The sequence below is a fragment of the Salinisphaera sp. SPP-AMP-43 genome, from assembly GCF_049568105.1.
GTDB lineage: Bacteria > Pseudomonadota > Gammaproteobacteria > Nevskiales > Salinisphaeraceae > Salinisphaera.
The window spans coordinates 3,943,440-3,958,783 of the sequence record NZ_CP145335.1 but is presented as its reverse complement, the minus strand read 5'-3'; the positions used below and the strand labels follow the sequence as shown (position 1 = coordinate 3,958,783).

Genomic DNA, 15,344 nt, shown 5'->3' with positions numbered 1-15,344 from the left:
GATGCGTGTACTGGTTGTGGCTGTACGAGTACGGCTCTAAAGCCTGGTTTGCTCTAAAAGATGCTGTTTTAAATGAGGTATATCAGCTCGGCGCGGGGAAGGGGCTGTAGGCATGCGCCGCTAGGCCTGTATACAACTAGTTGGATTACCGTGCCCGATAGAGCGTCGTTGCCGTGCAACGGCCCATCGCGGCTCTTGCCGGGGCCGGGCCGCCCGACATTAGACGGCCCGCAGGGCAAAGCCGCCCGGCCGGCGCCGACCGTCATGGCGTCGAAGGATCGACGCCGGCTGGGTCGATATCGATCACACAGGCGGTGGCTCACCGTCGATTGCCGGCCGGCGGTACGGCCTGCCAGTTTATGCAGCGCAGGCCTCGGGCTTGCCGGGTTTATCCTCTACGGCTTACATGACTGACGGGCTGGCTGCGGTTTCGGTGTTCGTGAGCGCCTGTTTCATGAGCTTGCCGGCGGCGTTGCGCGGTAGCGCTTCGACGATCACAACGCGCTTCGGGATCTTGTAGCGCGCTAGCCGTTGCTGGCAATGCGCGATCAAGTCGTCGGCATCGATCTGTGATCCGGGCACGAGCACCACATAGGCATGGCCGACTTCGCCCCAGCTGCGGTCGGCCACCCCAACGACGGCTGCCTCGGCGACCTCGATATGGGCGATTAGCGCGTTTTCGACTTCCGTAGGAAAGACGTTCTCGCCGCCCGAAATGAACATATCCTTCTTACGGTCCTTGATCGTGATATGGCCGTTGGCGTCGGCCTGGCCGATATCGCCCGTGCGCAGCCAGCCGTCCTCGCTCAAGGCGCGGGCCGTCTCGTCTGGGCGATTCCAGTAGCCCGGGGTCACGTTGGGCCCGCGTACGAAGATCTCGCCGGCTTCGCCCGGGCCGACATCGTTTTCGTCTTCGTCGACCAGGCGGACGGCTAGAAACGGGGCGGGCAGACCGACGCTGCCCGCGGTTTCGGCAATCAGCTTCGGGTCGAGCGGTACATGCATGATGGTGCCGGCTTCCGTCATGCCCAGACCGTTCGAGATCTTGATGCCGTGTTCGAGCCACCAGTTCACCTCGGCCGGCGAAATCGGGGAGCCGCCGGTGAACAAAGCTTGCAGGTGCCGCCACCGGGCCGGGGCGAAATTCGACTGCTCGGCGAGCATATTGGCCATCTTGGGCACGCAGAAGTAGTGAGTCACGCCGATATCCGGGTCGGCCAGCAGGCGATTGGTGCGCTCGGGATCGAAGCCTGGAGTGATATGCAGGGCACCGCCGAACAGTAGTGCTGTCCGCATGCTCGGCAGCAGGCCGATCACATGAAACATTGGCGCATCGCACAGAAAGACGCTGTTCCAGGCGACGCGTCCTGGCACGCCGAAGTTGAAGGCGGTGGCGTTGATATTGTCCCCGGTGACCATGACCCCTTTGGGGCGCCCGGAGGTGCCGGAGGTATAAAGGAGGATCTTGGTGCTGTCGCTGGGCCAGGCTTTGGACCGTGGTGCCGGAGCGTAGCTTGCGGCCTGCTGCGCCAGCTCGGCGACCTCGACGCTCTGGCACTCCGCCGGCAGGCCCGATAGTCGCTCTTGGCGATCGGTCACCACCAGTCGCGGCTGACAATCTTCGATGATGGTGCCCAGCTCGGCCGCCGACAGCCGATAATTCAGGGGCGCGAAAATAGCGCCCAGCCGTTCGACCGCCAAATCAAGGATGAGTAAGTCAGCGCCGTTGTTGGCCACGGTCGCGACGCGGTCGCCCGGGCCGATGGGGTAGTGTTGGGCAAGCAGCGCCAGGGTTTGCTGGATCGCGCGATCGAATTCTGCATAGGTCCAGCGGCGTCCGGTCGCGATATCGTGACACGCCAGCTGGTCCGGTTGCCCGTACGCATGCAGGGTAACCGGATCCGGCATGTTCCATGGGGACATAAGAGTTTCCTTGCCAAGTCGGGGAGCAGGCGGCGGCACGGCCGCCGGTCGGACGACCGGCGGCGATGGCATGACGGCCGCCCTAGCAGTGGCCAGCGGCCTAGCGTTGATAGGCCTGCAAGCCGGGCTTGATCGTTTTGTCGTCCAGAAACTGCTTGAGGCCCTGAGCACGGCCCTGTTCAGGGTCGCGATGGTTGGACTGGTCGATCTTGGCGTACAGATAGTCTTCGTTCTGTTCCCAGGTCAGTTCGCGGCAACGCTTGAAGCCATGCTTGGCGTAGCGCAGGGCGACCGGGTTCTTGTCGGTGAGTTTGCCTGCCAGTTCGGTCACCGCTTCGCGTAGCTCGGCGCCGGGCACACTGCGGTTGATCAAGCCCATGGCCGCGGCCTCGGCACCGGTGAAGGTGTCACCGGTCATGATGTAGTACAGCGCTTCGCGGTGGCCGATGGTATCGGCCAGGGCCTTGCTGACCAGATTGCCGGGCGGGATGCCCCAGTTGATCTCGGACAGGCCGAACACGGCTGTTTCGTCGGCGAGCGCCAGATCGCAGGCCACCAGTGGCGAAAAGCCACCGCCGAAGCACCAGCCGTTGACCATGGCGATGGTCGGCTTGGAGTAGAAGCGCAGTAGCTTCCACTGCCATTGCGAGCAGTCGCGACGAATGCGCTCCTGGACGATTTCTGGTTGTGCGTCGATTTCCCGAAAGTATTCCTTGAGATCCATGCCGGCGGTCCAGGACTCACCTGCGCCGGTCAGCACCAGAACCCGGGCGTCGGTATCGAGCTCGAGCGTCTCGAGCACGTCGATCATCTCGCGATTGAGGGTCGGGTTCATCGCGTTGCGCTTATCCGGTCGATTCAGCGTAACCCAGGCAATACCCGTGCTATCGACATCGACCAGAACCGTGGACCAGCGGTTGGCATAGTCAGCCATTAGGACTCCATCTGCATGCATTAAAAGTGCAATTATTCCCGATACACAAATTATTATAAATAACTAAAAAGTCGTACAACTTAGGATCGCTAGACCAATGCTGGCTGCAGAGCTAGGGGATGGCGCATGCGGCCGAAGCGGCGTCGTATCCGCGATATGGCGCAGCACTGGCGGATCTACACAAGCCGCCGGTTATCGGGGCCGGGTCAGCTCATCCGACGGTGGGGTACAGATACAATCCGATCTTGCCGGCCTGAGGGGTGGCCACGAATCATGAGGGTGTATCGAAGCACACAGCCAGCTTGCCCGGCTGAAGAGCAGTACATACCAAGCCGCGGCCGGTTTTTGGCCGCCCCGGAAGGTGTGCTCGTGATATCGATGACAGCGGGCTCAGGCCGCGGCGGTAAGCAGGGAAGTCGAATAGCCGCGCGCGCCTCGCACGACACATCGGCAAGCCCTGACTCAATCTGGGCCGTCGGGCAGGGCCGACCTAAGGTTGGGTAGGGCTTGAAACCATGCTTGGCAGCGGCGTGAACCTGGTATATTCGCCCGGGGCACCGGTCGGCGTGAATCGCCCGTGCTTGTCTGTACCGAGGCCAGGCCGCATCGGTTATGGGTCGATAAGCCGCACTCGATTCGGCCTCGAAACCGCCGCGTATCGGGCTACCGCTAGCCGCTATCGTCGGCATCGGTGCGCAGGTCAACCCAAAATATTCGAAATGACGGTATACGCTTGGCTTGTACAGAGGAATTCGACCGGGATTGTCGGCCGGTATTCGCTGTCGATAGGCGATCGGCTGGCGTACGCGCCAAGCCCTTTATCGGCGCCGGTTTTAATCGACCATAACGTTGCACGGCCGTGCCTTCAGCAATGCCGACACTGGTTTTTTGAATAGTGTTTAAAAATGCATATATTTGTAGGACCATATAAATATATGCAGACCGGTAGCAACTCGGTAGGCTATACAAGTAGAACATACGCCTCGAAAATTCGATGCCCGAAGCCGTACCTCCGATTTTGACGTTTACGTGCCGGCTTCGAGTAGATATTGGCAAGGCCATGGATTTGGGCTTGCGGGCGCAAGGCCAGCGGCGATTCATGCCGATTACCGGGGGTACAGTGGAGGGGCCTTATCTAAACGGTCGTATTCTCGCGGGGGGTGGCGACTGGCAGACCGTTCGCAGCGACGGTGTCGTAGAGCTGCATGCGCAGTATGCGATCGAATTAATCGATGGCACCCCGGTCGAAATCGAGGACCGCGGATTCCGACATTTTGATTCTGAGGCCGTGAACCTCTCACCGGCCAATGGGTCAATGTCTTCGACGGGGTACTACTTTCAGACTAGCGCGCGTCTAAACGCGGCTGCCGGCTCGTATGAATGGTTATCACGAACAGTATTCGTGGCCAGCGCCGAGCGGCATGCCAAACAAGTCGTCATCGACCTGTTCGCGCTCGGTAACTTTCGATGTGCTTGAGGGGCACTGAATATGGCTCAAATCATGACTTCAACCAATCAAACGCCCGCCACGACATCGACTATCGATACGCTGGATGACAGTGCATTGCGAGGATTTGTCGGCTATCAGCTCAAACGTGCCGATCTGATCATGCAGCAGACTTTTGCTCGCGAAGTTGGAGAACCGTTCGGGCTGCGTCAGACCGAGTTTTCGGTGCTGGTGTTGCTATCGGCCAACGATAGCGTGAAGCACAAGCAGATCAGTGCGGCCCTGGGCGTGGCGCCTTCTAACATGGTCGGCGTGATGAGCGCGCTGGAAAAGCGCAAGCTGGTGACGCGGCGTCAGGATCCGACTGACGGCCGTTCTTCATTCTGGCAGCTGACCGACGCCGGGCGGGAGCTGGAACGCCGGGCTTCGGCGGCGGTACGTCGGATGGAAAACAATCATGTCGCCGACGAGACCGAAAGTCATCGCGGTGAGCTGGTCGAGGCGCTCGATCGGCTCTGGGGCAGTGACGAGATCGAAGCCTCCGGTTCCTCGTAGTGAGTACCGGCTGGCCAGACGGCCAGCCGCTTCGAGTTCGGCGGCGGCTCGGTGCCCGGTCCGTGATCCAGGCGCGAGCCGCCGTCTAGGTTAACGCCGGGCCGAGCTGATCAGGCTGGCCACCGTGGTGATAACGAGCACGCCAACGATGATCGACAGCGACAGCCAGATCGGGATCTCGGGGATCGCCGTGATGTGCTGGCCACCGTTAACGAACGGCAGTTCATTGTTATGCAGGGCCTCCAGAATCAGCTTGATCCCGATGAAGCCAAGAATGACCGCCAGGCCTAGGCTTAGATAGACCAGCCGATTGAGCAGTCCGCCCAGCAGGAAATACAGCTGGATCAGGCCGAGCAGGGCAAAAGCATTGGCCGTGAACACGATATAGGGCTGCTTGGTGAGCCCGTAGATCGCGGGTATCGAATCCAGTGCGAACAAGATATCGGTCGCACCGATCGCGATCATCACGATCAGCATCGGCGTGATCATGCGGCGCCCGTTCCGCACGATCGTCAGCTTGGCACCGTTATATTCATCGGTGGCCGGAAGGTATTTTTCGGCCAAACGCACGGCGATGTTCGGCTCGTAGGTTTCGTCCTGTTCGTGCGACGAGGTCGCCAGGGTATAGGCGGTATACAGCAGAAATACGCCGAAAATATAGAATACCCAAGAGAAGTGCTCGATCGCCGCGGCGCCCGCGGCAATAAAGATCGCGCGCAGGATCAGGGCGATCACCACCCCTACCAGCAAGACCTTCTGCTGATAGGCCTTGGGCACGTCGAAGGCCGCCATGATGATCACGAACACGAATAGATTGTCGACCGACAGACTTTTCTCGGTGACATAGCCGGCCAAATATTCAACGCCGTGGGCGGCGCCCCAGACCCACCACAGCCCGGCGCCGAAGATCAGTGCGATCACCACATAGAAGACCGACCAGCCCCCGGCTTCCCGGAGCGAAGGCTCGTGCGGGGTGCGTACATGGGCAAAAAAATCAAAGAAGAGCAGGCCGACGATGCCAGCGATCGTGGCAGCCCACACCCAGACGGGTACGTCCATAGGCGAACTCTGTAGACCTGAATGAAACACGCAACATAGATGCGCATCACGAGCTTACGTGAGCCGATGTTCAATTTCAGTCAAGACGATCGCCGCCTGTGCTGCGAGGGATTCTCGCCGGCCGGCAACGCGGTTATCCTGAGTGGGATGCGACAGAATAATTCCCATAACGTCGACGCTTGGATCTGTGTCTATTGTGGCTCGCGCGACGGCCTGAACCCGGCCTATCGCGCGGCTGCGAGCGCGCTCGGTGAAGCGCTGGCCCAGGCCCGCCTGGGGTTGGTCTACGGCGGCGCCCAAGTCGGGCTCATGGGGGCGGTGGCAGATGCCGCGCTGGCCGCCGGTGCTCCGGTCTATGGCGTGATTCCCCGCGGGCTGGCCGAACGCGAGGTCGCCCACCAGGGGCTGACCGAGCTGAGCGTGGTCGAGACCATGCACCAGCGCAAGCTCGCCATGATCAATGCCTCTGACGGCTTCATCGCCATGCCTGGTGGTTTCGGTACGCTCGAGGAATTGTTCGAGGTGCTGACCTGGCACCAGATCGGCTGGCACGATCGGCCTGCCGGTCTGCTCGATGTCGATGGTTTCTATCAGCCGTTGATCGCTTGCATGAATCATATGCGCGACCAGGGCTTCGTGCCCGACGCGCATGTCGCGCGTATCGCCGTGTCCGAGCAGCCGGCAGCGCTGGTCGAGCAGATGATGGCCAAGTTGGCCATTCAGGCCTGAGCCGCCAATGGCGCGCCCGATCGCGGCCCCGGCCAGTTTGGCTGCCGACCCCACGGCCTTTATCGCGGTCGATGTCGAAACCGCCAATGCCGAGTCGGGTAGCATCTGCCAGATCGGCTTTGCCCGTTTCACCGGCGGCCAGCTGATCGACAACTGGTCGTGGCTGGTGCATCCCCAGACCTATTTCTCGGCGGCCAATACCGCGATCCACGGCATTCGCCCGGGCGACGTCAGCCATGCGCCGGACTGGGCTGGGGTCTATCCCGATGTGGCCGCCCTATTGACCGATCAGATCGTGGTCTCGCATACGTCGTTCGATGTGACCGCGATGACCCGTGCCTGCCTAGCCCATAATCTGGCGCCGATCCAGGCCCGCTGGCTGGACTCGGTGCGGGTGGCACGACGGGCTTTCCCGCAGCTCAAACAGCGCGGCGGGCACGGTCTGGCCAACCTGAAAACCGTTCTCGAGCTCGAGTTTGCACACCACGATGCCGGCGAGGATGCCCGCGCGGCCGGCTGGGTGGTGGCCGCGGCGAGCGCGGCCACCGGTCTGTCGGCCACCGACTGGCTGACCGCCGCACACCGCCCGGTGCGGGCGTTTACCGGCTAATCCCCCCAGACCTGGCGAGCAGTGTCCACCACACGCTGGAGCTTGGCCCATTGATCGTCCTCGGTCAGCGCATTGCCTTCGACGGTGCTCGAAAAACCGCACTGCGGCGACAGGCACAGCTGATCGAGATCGACATAGGCCGCGGCCTCGCCGATCCGCCGTGCCAGGGCGTCGGTTGATTCCAGTTCGGCGGTCTTGGACGAAACCAGCCCGAGTACGACGTTCTTGTTCGCCGGCACATGCCGTAGCGGGGCAAAGTCGCCCGAGCGCTCGTCGTCGTATTCCAGAAAATAGGTGTCCACGGCCAGTTCGTTGAACAGCACCTCGGCGACCGGCTCGTAGCCGCCTTGGGCGAACCAGGTGCTGCGATAGTTGCCCCGGCATAGATGGATGCCGACCGTCAGATCGTCCGGCCGGCCGGACAGCGCCGCATTGATCAGTTGGGCATATTGCTTGGGCAGAGTGTCCGGATCTTCGCCACGGCCCTCGGCTGCGGCGCGCATGTCGGGATCGCACAGATAGGCCAGATTGGTATCGTCGAGCTGGATATAGCGACAGCCGGCGCGATACAGCGCATCGATCTCGTCGCGATAGCAGGCCGCCAGATCGTCGAAAAAAGCATCCAGCTCTGGATAGGCCTCGATATCGATCGCGGCGCGCCCGCCCCGGAAATGCACCATGGTCGGCGAGGGGATCGAGACCTTTGGTGTGGCCTCGGTCTGGGCCGCCAGGAACTGGTAGTCGGCGACCTGGATCGGCCGGGCATGGGCCAGCTTGCCGGTCACCGACAACTGCGGCGGGGTGAACCCGTCTTCCGAGGCGGCCGCGCTCTTGTTCGCGGCGATCCCGCCGGTCACCGATACGCCGTCCAGCTGTTTGAGGAAATCCAGATGGAAATAGGCGCGCCGGAACTCGCCGTCGGTCACATCCTGTAGTCCGACCGATTCCTGCTTGCGTACTGCGTCGGCGATCGCGCGATCCTCGACTTCGCGCAGGGCGTCGGCATCGATCTCGCCGCTGGCATAGCGCTGGCGTGCCTCGAGCACGGCCTGTGGCCGCAGCAGACTGCCGACGTGTTCAGCCCGAAAGGGCGGGTTGCTATGACGCATAGATGGCTCCTGTCGTAAGGGACTATTGTTCCAGTTCGGCGAACGGCAGTCCGACGTAGTTTTCAGCGATCGTGGCACGCCCGGCTTTCGAGCCCAGGTAATAGCCGAGCTCGGCCTGTTGCATCCGGGTGTCGAAGTCCTCGGTTGCCGAGAACTTATGCAGATTAGCGGTCATCCACCAGGAAAACCGCTCGGTCTTCCAGACCCGGGACAGGCAGGTTGCCGAATAGCGCTCCAGCAAGTCGGCGCGACCATCGTTATAGATTGCCTGGAACAGCCGATAGGCAGTGTTGACATCCGATACGGCCAGATTCAGACCCTTGGCCCCGGTGGGCGGCACGATATGGGCAGCATCGCCGAGCAGGATCAGGCGCCCGTGTTGCATGGGTTCGGCCACGAAACTGCGCAGCGGCGCGACTGATTTTTCGATCGACGCGCCAGTCACCAGCGTATCGGCAACCGGCTCGGGCAGGCGGCGCTTGAGCTCGGCCCAGAATGCCTCGTCGCTCCAGTTGTCGGGCGATTCGGTGTCGGGCACCTGGATGTAATAGCGGCTGCGACTCGGCGAGCGCATGCTGCACATGGCAAAGCCGCGCTCGTGGGTGGCATAGATCAGCTCTTCGGCGACCGGCGGCGTATCCGACAACACGCCGAGCCAGCCGAGCGGATACTCGCGCTCGAAGGTCTTGAGCCGGTCTTCGGGGATACAGCTGCGCGAGACACCGTGAAAGCCGTCGCAGCCGGCGATATAGGCACAGTCCAGACGGTATTGTTCGCCTTCGTGGATGAAGGTGACATACGGGCTGTCGGTATCGATCGCCTGTGGCTGTACGTCCTCGGCTTGGTAATAGGTGCTGGCCCCGAGCGATTGGCGTGCGTTCATCAGATCGCGAGTGACCTCGGTCTGGCCATAGACCGTGACGTGCTTGCCGCCGGTCAGGCCGGCCAGGTCGATGCGTACACGCTCTCCGGCAAAGGCGATATCGAAGCCGTCGTGGACCAGCCCGTGGGCATCGAGGTTGGTATCCACGCCGGCCTCGCGCAGTAGATCGACCGTGCCCTGCTCGAGCACGCCGGCACGAATGCGGCTCAGCACGTAATCGGCCGAACGGCGCTCAAGAATGATGTTGTCGATACCGGCAACCGTGAGCAATTGTCCGAGCAGCAGACCGGCCGGGCCGGCGCCAATGATGGCGACCTGGGTTTTCATCGCTTCTCCGTGAAATCGGGTTTGGATTCGGCGTATGGCCGCGGCCTGCCGGAACGACAGGCTTGGGCGCGAGACGGCGGTGTGGCGAACCGTCTAGAAATCGAAGAACACGGTTTCGTCTTGGCCTTGTAGCCGGATGACGAATTCATAGACCGGTTCGCCGGCTTGGCTGTCTTCGCTCCGGGTCGCGATCAGGGTTGGGCGGCGCTCGGCAGGCACCCGATTGAGAAACGGGCAAGCCTGGTTGGCCTCGGCTTCGTCTTCGAAATACACACGGGTGTGCAGATGGATATTGATGCCGCGAGCGAACACCATGAGATTGATATGCGGCGCCATCTCGGAGCCGTCGGGATGGCCGACCCGGCCGGGTTTGACGGTGGCGAACGACCAGCCGCCGGCTCGGTCTACGCCCATCCCCGGTGCGGCACGGCCGAAACTGTTGAAGGCGTTGTCGAAGGAAAACTCGGTGACATAGCGGCCCTGGGCATCGGCCTGCCAGGTCTCGATCAGCACGTCCTCGACCGGCAGGTCGTTGCCATCGAGCACGAGCCCGTGCAGGTGGATACGCTGGCCCTCGGCGTCGGCCCCGGCCATGACGTTGGCGATTTCGTGCTCGCGTTCCGGCAGGCCGGCCACGTTGAGCGCCAGGCCGATATGCACATAGGGCCCGGCCGTCTGCGACGGTGTTTCGGGCAAGAAAACACTGTTCGGATCCAGCGGCTGGCGATGGTTGTACTGCTGCATGGCGGGCTCCTAGAAGTTCTCGAAAAAAGTCTGCAGGGCGCCGCGGGTGACGATGTCGAAGCGATATACTAGGCAGTCGAAGGAGCGCGAGCGAGCCAGGTCCAGCCGCGAGGTCAGAGTCTCGATCGCATCGGCATCGTTGATGGTGTTCACGATCGGGCAGTGCGGAATCAACGGATCGTTCTCGAAATACAGCTGGGTGATCAGCCGAGTCGAAATCGACGGCCCCATCACCGAGACATGGATATGCGCCGGGCGCCAGGAGTTGGGATCGTTCGGCCAGGGGTAGGGCCCGGGCTTGATGGTCCGAAAGCGATACCAGCCGTCCGCGTCGGTGACCGTGCGGCCGACACCGCCGAAGTTCGGGTCCAGCGGCGCAGCGTAGGTGTCTTTCTTGTGCCGATAGCGCCCGCCGGCATTGGCCTGCCACATCTCTACCAGGGTGTGGGGCACTGGCTTGCCGAACTGATCGATCACCCGGCCATAGACTTGGATACGCTCGCCAACCGGCAGACCGGCGCGGCCCTGGCCTTCCCGATAATTATTGAGCAGGTCATTGTCGTAGGGCCCGAGCGCCAGGCCGTGAAAATCCGGACCGGAAATCTCTGAGGCGCTTGGCGTCTGGATCGCCATCAGTGCCTGGCGCGGCGAGCGAGCCACCGAGGTCTTGTAGCCGGGCGCATAGGCGGGCGGATGCCAGTTTCGGTCGCGCATCACGAATGCGGTGTGCTCGTTGGTTGCCATCGGTTCGTTGACCTCCTCCAAGGCGGCTTGAAGCCGTCGGTTGTAGAGGTCTGAACTTGCCGTGGCGGCATCAGCCCGCCAATTGAAAAGTGCGTATTCCGGTATATCTATGCGGTTATATCGACAGACGATTGGCCCAATCCACACCCGGGTATTCGGCAGCCGTCGATCGCAGGCAATCGCAGAACTGGCGGGCGGCGCGCGACATCGGCTGGCTGCGATTGATGGCGAATCCCACCGAGCCACCGCGGATCTCCACCGGCGACGCGACTACGACCATTTGATGAGAGGCCACAGCCGCTCTGGCGGTGTCTGCCGGGGTCACCCACACGGCCTCGCTGCGCAATACATAAGCCCGCGATAGCGGCAGCGACAAGGTCTCGATCGCGTGCCGCGGTTCGATCGATTGTTCGACCCAGTAGCGCTCGAGCTGTTCGCGCAAAGTAGTGCCACGGGGCGGGATCACCCATGGGTAATGGGTCAGCATATCGAGACTCGGCCCTTCGCTGTCGGCAAGGGCCGGGTGGCCGGCCCGCACCACCACGATCATCGGCTCGTAGTATAAATGCTCGAAACTCAGATCTCGGATTTCCTGGGCCTCGCTCATGCGGCCGATCACCAGATCGAGCTCACCAAGCCGCAGCCGGGTGAGCAGGGCGGCACTCGTGCCTGTATCCACTTCGACGCGCAGGTCGGGCTGCTCGCGATGCAGCTCGGCCAGGGTTTCCGGCAACAGGCCGCCTTCGACGTTGGACAGTGCCCCAAGGCGGATCACGGTCTCCGGATCGTTGCTGCGCACGGCGGCAATCCCTTCGTCGATCGAGCGCAGGGCCGGTGCGGCATGGCGTAGCAGAGTGCGCCCGGCCAGGGTCAGCGTCACCCCGCGCGGGCCGCGCTCGAACAACACGACCCCCAGGTTGGTTTCTAGTTCGCGAATCGTTTTGGACATGCCCGGCTGGGTGATCGACAAGGCCTCGGCCGCGGAGGCGAACTGGCCGTGGCGGGCGACTTCGGCAAAGGCGGCCAGATGACGGAGTTTGATCGGCGAGTGAATCATGGCGACGCGCTAGACGGGCGAAATGGATGAGCGGGAATGCCGGGCCCTGGGGGCAAGCAGCTGGGCTGGCTGGTCGTGATACAGCATACTTAACAATCACGACGGCGCGATCGTCGGCCCAGGACGGCAGCGTAGCGATTGGCCCGGCCTATGGTGGCCAGGATGGCCGGCAGGCCGTGTCTGGTGCCCGGTATCGAAGGTGCCGACGTGCGCGTTCATCCGGCAGTGGGCAGGGATCGGGGCGCGGGCAGATCTGCGTGGCAGCAAGCCGTGCCCTGGTCTGGTCGTATGTTTGGGGTTCGGTGCCCGTGGTCGGTCGCAGCGGTGGCTGGGCCGGCCACACGGGTGCCTTGGCTCTGGTTTTTAGGGCGCGTCGAGGGTGAGAATCGGCTTGAGCGTCCGGCCGTTCTCGCTGTCTGCAGCTGCCTGGTTGATGTCTTCGAAATCGTAGTAGCGCACGAGTTGGTCGAAGGGAAAGCGCCCTCTCAAATGCAGATCGACCAGCGCTGGAATGAAGGTTTTGGCCACGCTGTCGCCTTCGACGATCCCGCGGATCTGCTTGCCGCCGACCAGCAGATCGTTGACGTCGAATGCGCTCTGTTCGCCGAGCGGCGGTGCGCCGACGACGCCGATAACGCCGCGTTTGTCCAGGCTTTCGATAGCCTGTCGCAAGACCGTGGTATTGCCCGTGGATTCCAGGGCATAGTCGACGCCGCTGCCGGTGAGCTGGCAGATCGCCTCGACCGGATCGGCGTAGGTGGCATCGATGGCTTGGGTCGCGCCGAGTTCACGGGCCAAGGTCAGCCGTGACTCGCGGCGGTCCACGGCGATGATCTCGGCCGCGCCCATCACCCGGGCTGCCATGATCGCGGACTGACCGACGGCGCCGGCGCCGAAGATCGCCACCCGGCTCATCGGCGATACAGCCAGGGCGTTCATTATCGCACCGGCCCCGGTCTGAATGCCGCAGCCTAACGGACCGAGCAGGGCCAGCGGGGCCGCCTTGGGCACCCGGATCGCGTTGCTCTGTCGACAAAGCGCATAGGTCGCGAACGACGATTGACTAAAAAAATGATCGTGGACCGGCCGGCCGTGTTCGTCGCTTAAGGCATGTCCGCCGTCCGGGCCCGAACCGCCGAAGTTACGCTCGAAAAATTCACCACAATAGCTGGGTGCGCCTTCGTAGCAGTGTCGGCAGCGGCCGCAGTAGCCATAGGACATCACCACATGGTCGCCGGGGGCCACGGTGGTCACGCTCGGTCCGACCGCTTCGACCACGCCGGCGCCTTCATGGCCGAGTACGGCAGGCAGCGGCACGGGATAGAGCTGGTCACGTACGATCAGGTCGGTATGGCACAGCCCGGTGGCCACGACCCGTACGCGCACTTCATCGGCCCGGGGCGCGCGTAGATGCAGGGTGCGCATTTCGAAAGGCGCGCCCTGGCAAGGGGTGATCGCGGCCCGGATCTGGCGAGACAACGAGGCTTCGGGCATGGCCGGCTCCTTAAGAGGACGATGGGTTCACAAAACACCTGCGCTGCGGCTTTGGCCGCGGCCGATGGCGTGCCGCGGCCCGGCCGCAGCGAGGCGACCGGGTGCGCGCTCGGGCCTCAGGTCTGGTTGGCGACGGTGGCCTCGCTGGCGGCGCCGCTCAAATCCCGCGGGCGCAGCAGGAACAGGCAGACTGCGGCCAGCAGCGCGCCGGAGGCCATGAAGATCGCTACGCCTTGAAGTCCAAAGCCACCGTCGAACAGAAAGCCGGCGATGATCGGCGACAGCGCCGCGCCAGCGCGGCCGACGCCGATGGCAAAGCCGGTGCCGGCGCCGCGGACCTGGGTCGGGAAGACTTCGGCAAAGATTGCATACAGCCCGACTACGCCGGCGTTGGTGAAAAAGCCGGCGATCGCGGCAATCAGCGACAGCTGCAGCAGGGTAGTCTGGCCGGCGCCGAACACCGAAACCATCACGAAGCCGCCGAGCAAGGCCACGATCGTGACCACGTGAGTCGGCAGACGCCGGGTGATCGCGCCGAGCAGAATCCCGCCGAGGGCGCCGCCCACGTTGGCCCAGACCAGAACGCCGGCCGCCGAGGAGGCAACATAGCCCATATCGACTACGATCTTTGGCACCCATTTGAGGATGAAATAGAACGTCGAGATATGCAGGAAATAGGCGGCGGTGACCAGAAGCGTCCGGCGCAGCAGCGCCGGTGCGAACAATTCGGCTGTCGAGGCCTTGAACTCGGACCGGCGCGGCGCCGGCAGGGTCTCGACGGCAGCATGCCCCATGCGGCCCAGAACCCGATTGACGTGGCCCAATGCGTTGCTGGGCTGGCGTTGACATAGATGGGCGATGGTCTCCGGCAGGCCGAACCAGACCAACGGCAGAAAAACGGCAGTGAGAATGCCGCCAAAGCTGAATACGATCCGCCAGTCGTACATCGACAGCAGCCAGGCGGCGACACTGCCGCCGGCCACCGCGCCGAGCGGATAGCCGATCGCACTCAGCGCGACACACAGGCTGCGATTGGTCTTGTTGCTGTGCTCGGCCGCGGCCGCTGTGATCGCGGCCAGCATGCCGCCGATGCCGATACCGGTGAACACCCGCCATAGCGCGAGTGTCGCCACCGAATAGGCGGTGCTGGCCAGGAACATGCCCAAGCTCATCGTGATCAGGCAGCCGATGATCGTCTTGCGCCGGCCGATGCGATCGGACAGGCCGCCCAGAACCACCGAGCCGACCCCCATGCCGATCAACTCGGCAGCCAGCACGAAGCCGAGCGCGCTACGGTCGATGCCGAATTCGGCCGCGACGCCGGGGGCGGCGAAGCTCACCGCGAGTACGTCAAAGCCATCCAGTCCGTTCAGACAGACCGTCAATGCGACAGCCACGATCTGAATCGGGCTCATCGGGGCTTGATCCACTATATCGGTTGGTGAGCGCGCCATAGTTCGTTTTCGTGGTCATGCGTTCGTCAGGCAAACAAAATACGCAATGCGAATTTAGGTTTGCTATGCGAATTAAGTCGCATGTCGAAGCGACATCGCCGTAGTCTGAGGCGGGCATCGCGCCGGCCCGACCAGCCTCGGCGCCGCGCCACGGGCGCTAGCCCTGAGCTTGCCTTGCCCAGGGTCTGTCGAGGCAGGCGCGGTCAGCGCAGGCTTACAAGCCGCTGGTGGCCAAGCGACGCTGGGCGAATGGCGCGATCGCTCAACGGCAGTGT

14 protein-coding genes are annotated in these 15,344 nt (G+C 62.9%); 4 read left to right on the top strand and 10 right to left on the bottom strand.

Annotated elements, in window-relative coordinates; translation table 11 throughout:
* Positions 1–402: 402 nt before the first annotated feature.
* Both V5738_RS17120 and V5738_RS17115 read right to left on the bottom strand, forming a co-directional pair.
* On the bottom strand, positions 403–1,923 hold the full coding sequence (locus tag V5738_RS17120; protein WP_423822023.1) for an AMP-binding protein: 1,521 nt from the start codon (positions 1,921–1,923) through the stop codon (positions 403–405).
* Positions 1,924–2,023: 100 nt separating this feature from the next.
* Positions 2,024–2,857, bottom strand: coding sequence for a p-hydroxycinnamoyl CoA hydratase/lyase (locus tag V5738_RS17115; protein WP_423822022.1), 834 nt, complete (start codon positions 2,855–2,857; stop codon positions 2,024–2,026).
* A 994-nt stretch (positions 2,858–3,851) separates the two neighbouring features.
* Between V5738_RS17115 and V5738_RS17110 the strand changes: the two genes are divergently transcribed.
* Positions 3,852–4,334 (top strand): DUF3237 domain-containing protein, encoded by a 483-nt coding sequence (locus V5738_RS17110; protein ID WP_423822021.1) that lies wholly within the window; start codon positions 3,852–3,854, stop codon positions 4,332–4,334.
* A 24-nt stretch (positions 4,335–4,358) separates the two neighbouring features.
* On the top strand, positions 4,359–4,859 hold the full coding sequence (locus V5738_RS17105; protein ID WP_423822020.1) for a MarR family winged helix-turn-helix transcriptional regulator: 501 nt from the start codon (positions 4,359–4,361) through the stop codon (positions 4,857–4,859).
* Between the two features lie 90 nt (positions 4,860–4,949).
* On the opposite strand, the gene V5738_RS17100 is transcribed toward V5738_RS17105, so the two are convergent.
* Positions 4,950–5,918, bottom strand: a complete 969-nt coding sequence (locus tag V5738_RS17100) for a TerC family protein (protein WP_423822018.1) — start codon at positions 5,916–5,918, stop codon at positions 4,950–4,952.
* 147 nt (positions 5,919–6,065) lie between these two features.
* Between V5738_RS17100 and V5738_RS17095 the strand changes: the two genes are divergently transcribed.
* Positions 6,066–6,647, top strand: coding sequence for a TIGR00730 family Rossman fold protein (locus V5738_RS17095; protein WP_423824202.1), 582 nt, complete (start codon positions 6,066–6,068; stop codon positions 6,645–6,647).
* Positions 6,648–6,654: 7 nt separating this feature from the next.
* Entirely contained in the window at positions 6,655–7,257 is a 603-nt protein-coding gene (locus tag V5738_RS17090; protein ID WP_423822017.1) for an exonuclease domain-containing protein, read from the top strand.
* Here the strand turns inward: V5738_RS17090 and V5738_RS17085 are convergent.
* From V5738_RS17085 to V5738_RS17055, 7 genes are all read right to left on the bottom strand, one after another.
* Entirely contained in the window at positions 7,254–8,366 is a 1,113-nt protein-coding gene (locus V5738_RS17085; protein WP_423822016.1) for a 5-methyltetrahydropteroyltriglutamate--homocysteine S-methyltransferase, read from the bottom strand. The genes V5738_RS17090 and V5738_RS17085 overlap by 4 nt on opposite strands.
* A gap of 22 nt (positions 8,367–8,388) precedes the next feature.
* On the bottom strand, positions 8,389–9,576 hold the full coding sequence (gene pobA / locus V5738_RS17080) for a 4-hydroxybenzoate 3-monooxygenase (RefSeq protein WP_423822015.1): 1,188 nt from the start codon (positions 9,574–9,576) through the stop codon (positions 8,389–8,391).
* A gap of 93 nt (positions 9,577–9,669) precedes the next feature.
* Positions 9,670–10,320, bottom strand: coding sequence for a protocatechuate 3,4-dioxygenase subunit alpha (gene pcaG / locus V5738_RS17075; RefSeq protein WP_423822014.1), 651 nt, complete (start codon positions 10,318–10,320; stop codon positions 9,670–9,672).
* Between the two features lie 9 nt (positions 10,321–10,329).
* Positions 10,330–11,064: a protocatechuate 3,4-dioxygenase subunit beta gene (gene pcaH, locus V5738_RS17070; RefSeq protein WP_423822013.1), complete on the bottom strand. Its 735-nt coding sequence runs from the start codon at positions 11,062–11,064 to the stop codon at positions 10,330–10,332.
* 115 nt (positions 11,065–11,179) lie between these two features.
* Positions 11,180–12,121, bottom strand: a complete 942-nt coding sequence (locus V5738_RS17065; protein ID WP_423822012.1) for a LysR substrate-binding domain-containing protein — start codon at positions 12,119–12,121, stop codon at positions 11,180–11,182.
* 363 nt (positions 12,122–12,484) lie between these two features.
* On the bottom strand, positions 12,485–13,615 hold the full coding sequence (locus tag V5738_RS17060) for an NAD(P)-dependent alcohol dehydrogenase (RefSeq protein WP_423822011.1): 1,131 nt from the start codon (positions 13,613–13,615) through the stop codon (positions 12,485–12,487).
* A gap of 116 nt (positions 13,616–13,731) precedes the next feature.
* Positions 13,732–15,030: an MFS transporter gene (locus V5738_RS17055; protein ID WP_423822010.1), complete on the bottom strand. Its 1,299-nt coding sequence runs from the start codon at positions 15,028–15,030 to the stop codon at positions 13,732–13,734.
* Between the last annotated feature and the right edge of the window lie 314 nt (positions 15,031–15,344).